The 270-nt window shown below is 58.5% G+C and carries 1 pseudogene; it reads right to left on the bottom strand.

The window, feature by feature from the left end:
* Nucleotides 1–8: 8 nt before the first annotated feature.
* Nucleotides 9–270 (bottom strand): annotated as a pseudogene (locus SB816_RS31885) (VapC toxin family PIN domain ribonuclease); the annotation flags it as partial.

Raw genomic sequence — 270 nt, 5'->3', positions numbered from 1 at the left:
GTCGATGATCAAGGAATCAGTTCAAGATGCTTCCCGCCGTTCGGAACCGCGTCGACGACCAAGCGGCGATCGAAGGTCGCCAACTTGCCTTTGTGTGCGCGAGCGAGCGCGAGGAGGTAAGTGTCGGTCAGTTGAGCGGAGGACAGTAAACGGGTGGCGTCGACGTGTTTTTCGTCGAGCAGGCTCACATCGTCCGACCAGAATGTGTGCCCAGCATGGGACCGCAGTTGCACAACAAGCGGTGCAACGGATGCAGGAGAGACCATCGTA

Source organism: Achromobacter sp. SIMBA_011 (assembly GCF_046535435.1).
Classification (GTDB): domain Bacteria; phylum Pseudomonadota; class Gammaproteobacteria; order Burkholderiales; family Burkholderiaceae_B; genus Achromobacter; species Achromobacter dolens.
The sequence above is the reverse complement of the archived record's forward strand: the minus strand, read 5'-3'. Positions and strand labels throughout refer to the sequence as shown.